The following is a 12430-nucleotide window of genomic DNA, read 5'->3' on the forward strand; positions in this document are numbered from 1 at the left end:
TTACACCTTATATAAGAATCAGCAGTAAAATAAATAAAGCTTTTGGAAGATCTAAAATTCTTCCATATCAGATAGGTTCATCATGGTTTCCACAGCTTTTACATTAACTGGTATGCATTCTTCGCTTAATGCTGCAATCGGGTTTAGGCCACCGGGAGCTGCTATACCTACGTGATACCTTTCTACTTTTGCATTATAAAGAAGTTCGCTTGGGTTTCCTATTTTAAGGACTGAAAATCCTGCTTCCTGAACTTTATCTAAAATGTCTATGGCATTTGACCTCGCCATGTATGGAATTTCTCTTAAACTTGCAAGTATCCTTCCAGTTCCTTCCAATGAATCTAAAACTGATGTCATTCCCTTTGAAATGTAAACTTCATGGGGATCAAGGGATGATCCGCTGTAGGATGTGAGTTCTGTAAACCTCGGACCTTTTTCTTCTATTTCAAGAATTCCGCTGTATTTTGGAGTTACAAGTATGTCGTTTTTAACCAGTATGCCGTCAATGGTAAAGCTGCATACTGTGGCAATTCCAGTTCTGTCGCCGTCTGCATGGGGAATTATTTTATAAAATTTACTTGTACAGTACTCTGGCTTAGTCTGGAATACACGGTTTATTATTTCAAGTGCATCGTCAAGGTCATCGTTATTTACGTAGGATACATTTACGATTACGTCGCCCTTTTGTGTTTCGATGTCAAAGTCCACGTTGTATATGAGGTTCCATGCCTTTGAAAGTAAAAATTTAACTTTTTCTCCAGTTTCAGAGGTGCTGGTTTTTAATGCAGGTTTTGAAGGAACTAATTTTTCCATATCTCCAAATTCCATTATGTTTTCGGCTAATTTGATGTTAACAGAACAGCCTGCTTCTTTTGCAGCACAAAGTGGAGCTATTCCTCCAGTTATGGCAATACCGACCATGTCATCTTCTACGGGAACTCCGAGAACAGGTTCTCCGTTTTTACCTATTTTTAAAAGTCCAGATATTCCTATTTTCTGGAATTGTTTAAAAAGGTTAACGGCATTATCTCTTGCAACTGCAGGGATTATCCTGAAATTTGCAGGAAGTAATCCAGTCCCTTCTCTGGCTATATCCAATACTGATGTTATTTCTTTTGCAGTAAATGCTTCAATAGGAGTCATGGATGTTTCTTTATAAGATATTAATTCGGTAAAACGTTTAGGAACATACTTTTCTACTTTTACAAGGCCTCCATATTGTGGAATTACGGGAATTCCTGCATTTAAGAGCATTCCATCTATGGTGGTACCACAAATGGTATTTAACATAATTTCGTCATTATCCGAAGTTTTTTCTTCACTGGATCCGTTATCGTTGAATTTAATATAGGGACTTACTGCAATTCCCTTACTGAATACTTCTTTAATTATGTCGACCACTTTCTGGTCGTATATAAAACTGGATGTATTTACGATTACTGCTCCTTTACCTTCTTGTGGGTCTAAAGAAGTTTTGTATATCATTCCTTCAAATTTAGAGAAGGCAAAATCTACTTGATCATAAATAAGACCTTTTTCAAGTTCTTTTAATCCTTTTTCAGTTATTTCTCTACCGGCATATCCTATACGTTCTGTAAACCCTTTTTCATCTAGAATACGCATATGATATCGTACCGCTCGCTCTCCCAAGTTATAACCTTTTCGTTTCAGTTCTTCTGCAATTGTTTTTGCACCAAGAACTTTATTTTGATCTGCAAGGATCCTCAGGATTTCTATCATTTTACGATCAGTTTCATCAGGCATTTCTTCACCAAATTTGAGTTATATAAAATTGTAACTGTAAAATTAAACCTAAACGCTTTTTATTTAGGTGCTGAAATTCTATTGATTTTTGACTAATTTAAACTTTTCAAAAAAAATTAAAAATGAGAAAGGGGGAATTAGATAGTTAAATACTTGTCTAATTCGTAATCGAATACTTGTATCCTGTAATCGTCCCATTCTGCCTTTTTAATATCTCTGAATTGAGTGTATATGTGGTCGCCTAATGTGGATCTCACAACATCGTCTTTTTCAAGTGCATGGTATGCTTCCCATAGGCTGGAAGGTAAAACATCTATTCCGAGAGTTTTGAGTTCTTCTATGCTTTTTCCGAATACATCAATTTCAGTTGGTTCTCCAGGGTCGACTTTGTTTTTCATACCGTCTAAACCTGCTTCTAACATTGCAGCAAATGCAAGGTATGGGTTACAGGATGGGTCAGGCATTCTCAGTTCAACACGGGTACCTTTTCCACGGGATGCAGGAATTCTTACCAGTGTAGACCTGTTTTTGAGACCGTAAGCTACGTATACAGGAGCTTCGTATCCTGGTACTAAACGTTTGTAAGAGTTTATGGTAGGAGCACAAATTGCTGTTAAAGCTGGGGAGTGCTGTAATAAACCTCCCATGAAGTACATTGCTTCCTGTGATAACTGGGTTTCAGTATCTGGGTCGTAGAAAACGTTTTCACCGCCTTTGAATAATGACTGGTGGCAGTGCATTCCACTTCCGTTTTCTCCAAAGAATGGTTTTGGCATGAATGTTACCATGTAGCCCATTGTGTCTACAATAGCTTTTATGGCCTGTTTGAATGTGATTACTGCATCAGCAGTTTTTAATGCGTTATCAAACTTGAAATCTATTTCGTGCTGACCTGGGGCCACTTCATGGTGACTTACTTCTACATCAAAGTTTAAAGCTTCCAGATCCATGACTAGCTGTCTTCTGATGTCAGTTCCCTGGTCTACAGGTTCTACATCGAAGTATGCACCGTTATCGTTAGGGATCAGGTTTCCTTCTTCGTCCTGGTCTAATATAAAGAATTCTGGCTCTGGACCAACGTTATATTCATATCCTGCTTTTTCAGCTTTTTCTAAAGCCCTTTTGAGTATGTACCTTGGGTCTCCTTCGAAAGGTTTTCCTTCTGGCCAGTAGACGTCACAGATAAATCTGCAAACACCTTTTTCTTCTGGTCTCCATGGGAGAGTTGAAAAAGTATCAGGGTCTGGTTTAAGAATTAAATCACTTTCATTAATATCTACAAATCCTTCAACAGAGGAACCATCGAATAAAAGGCCGTCTTTTAATATATCTTCCATTTGATCTGGCTTAACCAGTGGAATTGCCATGTTTTTGGGGGTTCCATGTATATCTACAAACTGCAGCCTTACGAACTTTGTGCCGCATTTTTCAATATTTTCAATAACTTGTCCTATTTTGTCTGACATTGTTTACCTCCATGATAATTAGAGTAATTATACGCCGGAAGAAGATTTCCTTTTACTGGTATATAAATGTTTTGAAAAAAATATTTCAATTATTAAACCATTAAATAACAACATATTTAATTTTATTGGAGTATAACTACTATTAAACTATTCTTTTGTCAAGATAGAATATTTCTAATGAATATTTTCGTATTCAAAGGTTTTTCAATTGTTTAATAAAATGCAAAATATTTGGGTTTATGTGGGAGGATCATGTATCCGGCTTTTTATACCTTTAAAAGGGGGTAAAAAATTTGAAAGAAAATATACCAGAAAAAGGAGCTTCTGTTCAAAAAGATATGGAAACATATGCTATTATTCCTTATATTTCTAGAGGCATAGTTGATTCTGCAATGTTAAGGAAAATAGCAGGCGTGGCGGATAAATATAATATTAAAATAATGAAATTGACCTCTGAAGGAAGGATATCTCTCCATGGGATTAGGGAAGAAGATTTAGACAGCGTATGGGAAGATCTTGGAATGAAACCTGGGGGACACCTTGGTAAATGTGTAAGACCTGCTAAATCTTGTATAGGTGATATCTGCTGTAAAAAAGGGTATCAAAACAGTGTGGGGATGAGTCAGAGGATCAATGAATTTTATTGTGGGGTTCCAACTCCTCGTAAACTTAAAATAGCTGTTTCAGGATGCCCTAATTCATGCGGTGAATCTGCTGTCCGTGATATTGGTTTAATTGGAACTGGTAAGGGTTGGAAGCTACTGGTTGGGGGAAATTGTGGAATTAAACCTCGAATTGCCAAGCTGCTGGCTAAAAATCTTTCAGATGATGAAGTAATTGCATTAATAGGTAAAATAATAGATTATTACAGTGAACAAGGTGTTGAAAAAAGGGTGGGTGCAGTTATAGAAAAAATTGGATTTGAAAAATTCTCCCAAGATGTTTTGGGTTAAAGTTTCCAATTTTAGAATTTAATCACTGAAAATGGTTCCTTATTAAGTAAATCGAACATTAAAATATCTGGAGCTATAATTGGTTCCCCCTCTAATGTAATAAGTTTAAAAGCTTCAAAAGCCTGTAAACATCCAACTATATTTGGAACGGGACCAATAACTGGGGGAACTTCTGCACCAATGTCTTTTATTTTTTTAATTACTTCATCAGTTAATTCTTCACCACATGAAGGTAATTTAAACATTTCTTCATACGTAGGTGTGTCCTTTGTGAAAACAGTAACCTGCCCCATTGTCCCGTGAATTGCGCCGTGAATAAATGGTATTTCTAAATCTTGAACATGCCTGCTAACTATAATTCGTGTAACTAAGTTATCAAGGGCGTCTATAACAATATCGCTGCCTTTAACGATCCTTTCCACATTGTACTCATTTACTTCTTCTTCAATGGCTTCGATATTTGTAAATGGATTTATCGACTTTAAAGTCTCGTAAGTTGTCTCTACTTTGGATTTTCCTACGCTGTAGAAACTGCTCATAAGCTGGCGGTTAATATTTGAAACGTCGAAAGCATCTTTATCGATTATTCTGAGATTTCCAATTCCCATCCTTACAAGCATCTCTGTTGTGGCACCCCCAATCCCACCGCAGCCTATAACTGTAATTTTAGCGTCTCTAAATCTTTCCTGTTCTGATTTAGTTACAACTCCCATTTGTCTGCTTACTATTTCCCAGTAAGCCATTCCCTCATATCTTTTTGGCATAGTAAATCTCCGTGATACTTATTTATATATAAAATTTAACTTATTTGCTCTTTTTTAGTTTTAAACTAACTGTTAAATTTTTATAACATGTGTTATTTTTTAATTATATTATCATGGTAATATAATTTTTTACTGTGTTAATTGAGCATTGATTTACAAAGTTCGGATAGAATATTCGGCGTTATAAAATAAATATTAGTATTCAGCGCTGGAAGACAAAACCACTTATTTTTATATCTGAAGTCTGGTTTCCAACATAGGAATAATAAAGTTTCATGCCATTTGGGAGATTAATTCCAATTACTCCCATGTTATCTTTTACTCCCTGGTAAAATGAGGTCTCATTGCTCATTACCCAGATGATCTTGGTAGTAGACGAGTTTAATTTTATATCTTCGACGCTAGATTTGGATATATTGTAGCTGTGGTCTTTACCATGCCATACAGAAACATTACCCTCGATTCCTGAGTTTTCATGGTCAAATAGATAATAAACATCGTAGCCTGGAAGATAATACATTGCTTTTCTCCAGTTGAAACCTTCGTCTTCCCGGGTAATATCTCTAATAACAATTATGGTACTCTCTGGATCTGAATTTGAGATATTTAGTATATTCTCAATGTGTAACTGGGTATTTTCATCGTTTGCATTAATTTTAGCGTTGTCATAAAGCAAACCTACATCTATACCAAACCAGATCTCCTGATTTGTTTCCATTTTATCGGTAGGTGTTTCCCAGATTTGGTCATTGTGAAGATTATATGGATATACAAAGTAGATGGTATTTGATATAACATAAATTAGTAATATAATGCCTAAAAACTGCTTTATAGATATTTTAGGGAAATTAAAGTGTATATCTGATGGAATACGAATAAAAATATAGCTTAATATGATCATGACTGCAGGCAGGATTGTCAGTAAGTATCCGGGTTTCACTATGTAGATAAACAAGTAAAATAGGAAAGAAGGGATGATCCATAGTAGAAAGAAGATAGTTAAAGGCATTTTAAGATAATATATGACTTTAGATTTTAAATTTTTCCTGTGATAAGTTAAAAAGAGTGCTGTAATTAAAATTCCTATTAGAGTCAGTCCAACTAAAGACCATATGATGCAAACTCCGGTATTTAGGATTTGCTGGCTGATACTAGCACCAAATATTAGGGAAGTATAGCTTGCAGCTTCAGAAGTGTACCTTAAAATATGGATATAACTTTCCAGGCCTCCAGTTAAAATAACTGAGGGTAATAGCCATAATAATAGAGCAATAACAAATGTCAGCAGACCTTTAACAATTTTGGTATAATGAATTCTGGCACTCCATATGCAGAATATCCATAAAGGAAGCATAAATTCAATTATGTCTGTTCTAAAACCTCCAGATAAGCCGAGTACAAATGCAGAAATATATATAAATTTTTCATTACCTTTAAAAAGCTTATATGAGGAATAAGCTATTAAAATACTGAAAAATGCCTCGAAAATATATATGCTTGCAATTTCTCCGTAAAACCATATAAATGGATTGAATATTAGTAATAACGCGCTTATGATACCTGCTTTTCTGGAAAATATATCTTTGGCCATAAAATAGATTAAGATAACACTTAAAATACTGAAAAGTATTGATAAAAATATCATACTAATATTTGGATCATTGAATAGATAGTTAACAGCTTTTCCTAGAGCTACATACAGCAAGTAACCTGGTGGATGGGGCTGCTGCTGCAGAATGTTGTAGTTTTCAAATGCCAGGGAATAATTAACTGAATCCCATTCATAGAGAAATTTGCTTGTAAATGGAAGTCGGGTAACGACTACTAAAAGACTTAGAATCAACGGGATTAAAAAATCTAATCTGAATTTTTGCGCACGTGTAAATAAATTTGGCATTTAAAAACTCCTAAATTATTCCCTGCTGCAAGTATCCAGATAAAACAAATTTAAATGGCTAAAGAAAGTGAACAAACAAGTTATAAGAACACAGTCATAATTAATTCCATTTAAAGACAGTATATGTTATTTTTGAGATTTGTAATAAGCATTTTCCCAAATTGTTACCAATTTTTACCTTATTTTAACCATATTTCACTAAAAGAGTCGTTTTGTAGTTTTTAGTAGAGATTCAAATTTTTCTAACATAAAATGACAAGTAATGGTTAAATAAATGAAAACTGAATTTTTAAAATGATTTTACTGATTTTAAATGGGAAAACAGGTAAATGCTACAATATACTATTAAACTTATTAAAAATAGTCTTTGGGCATGATAATAATGCAATATAGTCGAATAAAAGATATGGCCAAATTAAGCGCGTATAAATCTTTTATGAGCTTTTTAAGAAGAGTTTATATTTTAGATATATGATGGCCGATGTACATTATTTTTAATTTTTATAAAATTGTTGACTTAGGAAAACAAGTTTAGATTTTACTTAATAGAACTAATTTAAACACATTCTATTTTTTGGTACATAATAATACCTCAATTTTGAGAGATTTTAGAACAAATAAAAAAATAATTTGGGCAATCATATCTTTATACAGCTATGCCATATATGATGATTTTTAAACACGTTCATAGGTAGTGGTACGTTCTACTGGTATTCGCCCTATATCTTCTATAATTTCAATCATCCGTTCTCGAGGTAAATAATCTCCGTCTGATGCACCTGCAGCTATAGATATTTTATCTTCCATCATGGTGCCTCCTAAATCATTTGCCCCGCAGTGTAAGGCTATTTGTGACGCCCTAATACCCATTTTTATCCATGAAACTTGAATATTGGGCATGTCTCTACCAAAGAGAATCCTTGCAATTGCATGCACTTTCAGATCCTCCATTCCGCTGGCACCTTCTGATATCTGGCCCAGTTCATTGTTTTGATTTAAGAATGTCATTGGGACGAGTTCTGTAAAGCCCCCTGTTTCACGCTGTATATCTCTGAGTATCATCATGTGGTCAATACGGTCTTCCCATGTTTCTACGCTGCCGTACATGATGGTGGATGTGGTTGGAATGCCTAAATTATGGGCTTCTTTAATTATGTTAACCCATTCATCTGTCGTGACCTTTTTAGGACATATTTGTTCTCTTACAGAATCTACAAGGATTTCTGCAGATGCACCTGTCATGGTGTCCATCCCTGCTTTTTTAAGGGCCTTCAAAGCATCATATGTGCTCATTTCTGATGATTTTGCGGTCTGATAAATTTCTACAGGGGACAATGCGTGAAGACAGATATCATATTCTGACTTGATCGTACTGATAAGATCACAGTAATAGTCCACTGTCATGTGGGGCATAATACCGCCGAATAAGCAGATTTCAGTGGCCTTTATGTCTTTTGCTTCTTTAATACTTTCCAGTACTTCTTCGGTTGTCATTTCATATCCAACATGGTCTCTAAAAGAGCAAAAAGCACATCCAATCATGCAGTGATCTGTAATATCTATGGCTTTGTTGGCAACGAAGGTGACCTCATCACCTACAAGTTCCTGGCGCAACCTGTCAGCAGTATCAAATAACTGGAATGGATTTGAATCTACAAGCTTTAAAGCGTCTTCTTTTGTAATTTCTCCAGCAAGTGAGCGTTCATATATGTCTTCCATCATTAAATCCACCTATTTTCGCATTTTTCCATATCTTATTCCTGAAATTAATCTTTTTTAAACGGGTTTATATCATGTGATCATTGTTTATAAATATTGTTTTGTCAAAAAAATTATGCGCGTGCTTATCTTTATAAAATATATTTATTTTAAATAAGTAAAAAAAGTAGGGTGCATGGTTAAAATTTTAAGATTTAACCATGATTTTATCAGTTTTAAACTTAACCAAGACCTACAGCAGTTTCTTCGTAAGGCTGAATAATTACGAAACCATTGCCCCTAAAGGCCATCTGGAATGTTTCGCCGCTGCTTCTGCCTAGTAATGTACCTAAATTCACATCTGTTTTGTAGTCAATGGATAATCCGTCAGACCATGCTACTGTTGCGTTTGGATCAGTATAAACTGGCCTGTCTGGGGTTACTGCAAGTGTTATGGGGGTATAATGAGTTGTTATGGCTATCATTCCATATCCCTGGAGTCTTATATTGAACATTCCTCCGGACATTGAACCAGCACCAGACATCATTTTAATATCCCAGTCGATGTTTTCTTCAAATGCAAGGATATCGTTTCCATTTACATATAACCTGCTGCCTTCAAGGTTTAGAATGGTTACCCTTTTACCGTCATCGGCGAGGAATACATTTCCATATCCTGATGCTGACATAAGCTTACTGCTTTCACCGCTAACTTTTTTCATTATAAATTTATCAATTCCACCTTCAAGGGAACTCTGCTTTTTAAATTTCACTTCACCAGTGTAGGCTACCATAGATCCCAGTTTTGCCCAAACTTTACCATTAAGATTAACATCAAGCAGGTAATCGTTTTCAAGCTCAAATACTTCATTACCTTCGAATTTTTCAGCAGTTCTGTCTAAAAACGCTTGAACTGAATATTTACTTGCGTAATTAGTATCTTTTTCAACGTTTGTTTCCAATTCTTCTTTCAGAACGGGTTCTGTTTTTCCACCACAATCTGGGCAAAAATTAGCTTCTTCAACTATTACATTGCATTCAGGACAGTATTTTTCGGATGAAACTTCTACATGTGCTTCTTCAGCAACCATGATTTCTTCTACCTTGCTACCGCACTGCGGGCAAAATTTAGCTTCTCCAATATCTTCTCCACAATTTGAACAATTCATATGACCACCTTTCTTTTTCAGTTAGTGCTAACTGGTGATTAATTGATTAAAGTACTATATAAATACGGCACTCAGAAAAATTATAGATTTTTTACTATTTTAATAAATTAAAAATAAATACTTCATTAATTAGATTATATTATTAATTCATTAATGGAATAAATGGCAATATCCACTTCTTTTGATAGAATATTTTCGATAGCTGTATTAAATGATTTAAAGGCCCTGTTGGTATGTTTAAATTTAACATATCTTGGGTTTTCCATTTTTCAAGCATTAACAGAGTATTATTGTCTTCAGTTCTATCATATAAATTATAACTAATACAATCTGGCTCTAAATGAGTAGATCGAATTAGATTTTTTTTGTTTGATATAATTTTTTCACAAAGTTTAGCTGTTTTGGCAGTTACCATAATCATACATTTCATCTCCTTTAAAATATTTCTTTAGATAATGATTGTTATATCCATATTTGGAACAGTTTCCAATGTACTTTTTTAACTAGATTGCCTGTATAAACGCTGTTGAAATTTTATATTTTTGAAAAAAACCCAAACTTTATATACCATAATATATAAGATCTCGATATATCTAAAATTGATATATCAAAAAAAAATATATCCGAAAATGATATAATGGGGGGGGACCATGAAAATAGTTGAAGGTTTAAAAAATTATTTCTCTGACAAGAGAAACAGAATAGTCCATGCCACAGTTGGAATTTCGGCAATGATTGGTATGTTGTTTAATGTCATAGGTCTCTATGATCGCTTAGCTTTATTTGCGGTAGCCATAGGGTTCAATGTACTTAGAATGAGATATTTGCCTTAATTTTAATATTTTAAAATAGTATGAAGCATATCAAATTATTTAGAAGAATTTAAGTTGAATAATTTTTTCTAATTAAAAAGAGAGTAAATGAATTCAAAAATATGTTAATTACAGTTTTTGTGATATAACTTTAGTATTTAATTGGTAGTTTGTTTTTTGTGGAAATCTAATGCATTTAAAGCAAATCGTGAATAAGCAGCAGCAGGACCACCGCCCATTTCTATAGCTACATCTATAGTTTCAAATATCTCTTCATCGGATGCACCAGCCAAATAGGCTTGCTGAACATGCCATTCAATGCAGGGTTCACACCTAATAACGATGGAAATAGATAGTGCCATGAGTTCCTTATGTTTTTTTGAGATATTGCCCTCTTCAAAAGCTTTTTTTTCTAATTCAGTGAAGGAGTCATAAACATTTGAATTTTTTGAAAATCTAGGTTTTAACTGCTTTCTGTTGATTGTACTTTGAATAATTTTATCTTCATCAAATTTCATAGTTTTTCCTCTTATAAATAGTAAAAAAGAAGTGGGGAGTTTTATCTTTTAAATCAGACCACTGAAAAACCGCCATCTACAAAAATTGTCTGTCCTGTTATATATGAAGATGCTTCTGATGACAGGAATATGATCGGCCCGTTTAATTCTCCTTTTTTAGCCGGACGATTGAGAGGTACGACATTGCTGTATCTTTCCAGGAATTCTTCGGATTTGAAAAGAGTATTTGATGTCATTTCGGATTCAAAAAGAGCGGGAGCAACAGCATTTACAGTAATTCCATATTTTCCATATGAACATGCCATACCCATGGTTAAACCACGAACAGCTGCTTTTGATGCATTGTAAACGTGTCGTATGAACATTTCGCTTTTATCACCGGCAATGGAGTTGATGGAACTTGTGTTCACGATTTTTCCATAGTTATTTTTCATCATGTGTGGAAGGACATATTTTGAAACCAGGAAGATACCCTTTACATTTACATCCATTCCTTTATCCCAGTCTTCAACACTTAAACTATGGACGCCGCCACGAACTGCAATACCTGCATTGTTTAAGAGGATATCTATCTTTCCAAAATATTTAATTACTTCATCAATTGCATTTTCAACGCTTTCCTCATCGGCAACGTCACATTGAACCGCGAGAGCTTTCACACCTGCTGATTCGATTTCTTCTGCCAGAGACTCTAATCTTTCTTTTCTCCTTGCTAAAAGGGCCACATCAGCACCTTCTTGTGCGTATGCCCTTGCTGCGTCTGCTCCAAGACCACCTGAAGCACCTGTAACAACTGCCACTTTTCCTTTTAAGTCGAAATAGTTTTTCATTTCATTTCCTCCGAATAGGTATGCTAAATTCATACACAGAAGTAATTATTTATTTGTTATAGTTATAATTAACTGATAAATTAGAAAAGAAATTAAAATTGCATTAATATATTAAAATTACATTACAATATGGTGTAATTTTAAATAAAATAGAATATTTTATGTAATATTTTCATTATTTAATCATAAAAAGTTTAAAATTGTAAAATAAATTTTTCAAATAGTAAACAAATATAACTGGCTATAGTTATTCAGTTAATATTTTACCGCTGCTGAATAAACATTGATATCCATTTCTTCGGCTAAAATATCTTCTGTAGCTGTACCAAATACTTTGAAATGTTCCGTTTGCATATGCGACTGTAAAAGTTCAAAATTTTCCCATTGTTCAAGCACTAATAAAATATTCTCATTTTCAGTGCTCGCATATAAATTGTAACTGATACATCCTGGGTCTAAACGACTTGATGTGATTAAATCCTGTGCTTTTGCAATAATATTGTCTCTTTTCCCTGATTTGGCTGTTATTTTAGCAGTTACCATGATCATGTTCTCATCT

12 protein-coding genes are annotated in these 12430 nt (G+C 34.2%); 2 read left to right on the forward strand and 10 right to left on the reverse strand.

Annotated features, from left to right (window positions below; translation table 11 throughout):
• Positions 1–51: 51 nt before the first annotated feature.
• On the reverse strand, positions 52–1764 hold the full coding sequence (locus EJ01_RS05740) for a DUF128 domain-containing protein (RefSeq protein WP_048081437.1): 1713 nt from the start codon (positions 1762–1764) through the stop codon (positions 52–54).
• A gap of 137 nt (positions 1765–1901) precedes the next feature.
• Positions 1902–3230 (reverse strand): type I glutamate--ammonia ligase, encoded by a 1329-nt coding sequence (glnA, locus tag EJ01_RS05745; RefSeq protein WP_048081438.1) that lies wholly within the window; start codon positions 3228–3230, stop codon positions 1902–1904.
• 293 nt (positions 3231–3523) lie between these two features.
• Here glnA and EJ01_RS05750 point away from each other — a divergent pair, with 293 nt between their 5' ends.
• Positions 3524–4183, forward strand: coding sequence for a nitrite/sulfite reductase domain-containing protein (locus EJ01_RS05750; RefSeq protein ID WP_048081439.1), 660 nt, complete (start codon positions 3524–3526; stop codon positions 4181–4183).
• An 11-nt stretch (positions 4184–4194) separates the two neighbouring features.
• Here the strand turns inward: EJ01_RS05750 and EJ01_RS05755 are convergent, their stop codons facing one another.
• From EJ01_RS05755 to EJ01_RS05775, 5 genes are all read right to left on the reverse strand, one after another.
• Positions 4195–4947, reverse strand: coding sequence for a HesA/MoeB/ThiF family protein (locus EJ01_RS05755; RefSeq protein WP_048081440.1), 753 nt, complete (start codon positions 4945–4947; stop codon positions 4195–4197).
• A gap of 202 nt (positions 4948–5149) precedes the next feature.
• Positions 5150–6844, reverse strand: coding sequence for a glycosyltransferase family 39 protein (locus EJ01_RS05760; protein ID WP_048081441.1), 1695 nt, complete (start codon positions 6842–6844; stop codon positions 5150–5152).
• Between the two features lie 675 nt (positions 6845–7519).
• Positions 7520–8566, reverse strand: coding sequence for a 5-amino-6-(D-ribitylamino)uracil--L-tyrosine 4-hydroxyphenyl transferase CofH (cofH, locus tag EJ01_RS05765; RefSeq protein WP_048081442.1), 1047 nt, complete (start codon positions 8564–8566; stop codon positions 7520–7522).
• Positions 8567–8784: 218 nt separating this feature from the next.
• Entirely contained in the window at positions 8785–9711 is a 927-nt protein-coding gene (locus EJ01_RS05770; RefSeq protein ID WP_084689152.1) for an AIM24 family protein, read from the reverse strand.
• 142 nt (positions 9712–9853) lie between these two features.
• The gene (locus tag EJ01_RS05775) at positions 9854–10132 is read right to left on the reverse strand and encodes a putative quinol monooxygenase (RefSeq protein ID WP_052375885.1); all 279 of its coding nucleotides are present in this window, start codon (positions 10130–10132) and stop codon (positions 9854–9856) included.
• Positions 10133–10361: 229 nt separating this feature from the next.
• On the opposite strand from EJ01_RS05775, the gene EJ01_RS05780 reads away from it, so the two are divergent.
• A complete protein-coding gene (locus EJ01_RS05780) occupies positions 10362–10544 on the forward strand; it encodes a hypothetical protein (protein WP_048081443.1) in 183 nt (60 codons plus the stop codon).
• A gap of 137 nt (positions 10545–10681) precedes the next feature.
• On the opposite strand, the gene EJ01_RS05785 is transcribed toward EJ01_RS05780, so the two are convergent.
• From EJ01_RS05785 to EJ01_RS05795, 3 genes are all read right to left on the reverse strand, one after another.
• Positions 10682–11041: a carboxymuconolactone decarboxylase family protein gene (locus EJ01_RS05785; RefSeq protein ID WP_048081444.1), complete on the reverse strand. Its 360-nt coding sequence runs from the start codon at positions 11039–11041 to the stop codon at positions 10682–10684.
• 53 nt (positions 11042–11094) lie between these two features.
• Positions 11095–11871: an SDR family NAD(P)-dependent oxidoreductase gene (locus EJ01_RS05790; protein ID WP_048081445.1), complete on the reverse strand. Its 777-nt coding sequence runs from the start codon at positions 11869–11871 to the stop codon at positions 11095–11097.
• Between the two features lie 255 nt (positions 11872–12126).
• Complete coding sequence (locus EJ01_RS05795) at positions 12127–12420, reverse strand: putative quinol monooxygenase (RefSeq protein WP_048081446.1); 294 nt, start codon at positions 12418–12420, stop codon at positions 12127–12129.
• Positions 12421–12430 lie beyond the last annotated feature (10 nt).

This window comes from Methanobacterium veterum (genome assembly GCF_000745485.1).
GTDB classification, from domain to species: Archaea; Methanobacteriota; Methanobacteria; order Methanobacteriales; family Methanobacteriaceae; genus Methanobacterium_D; species Methanobacterium_D veterum.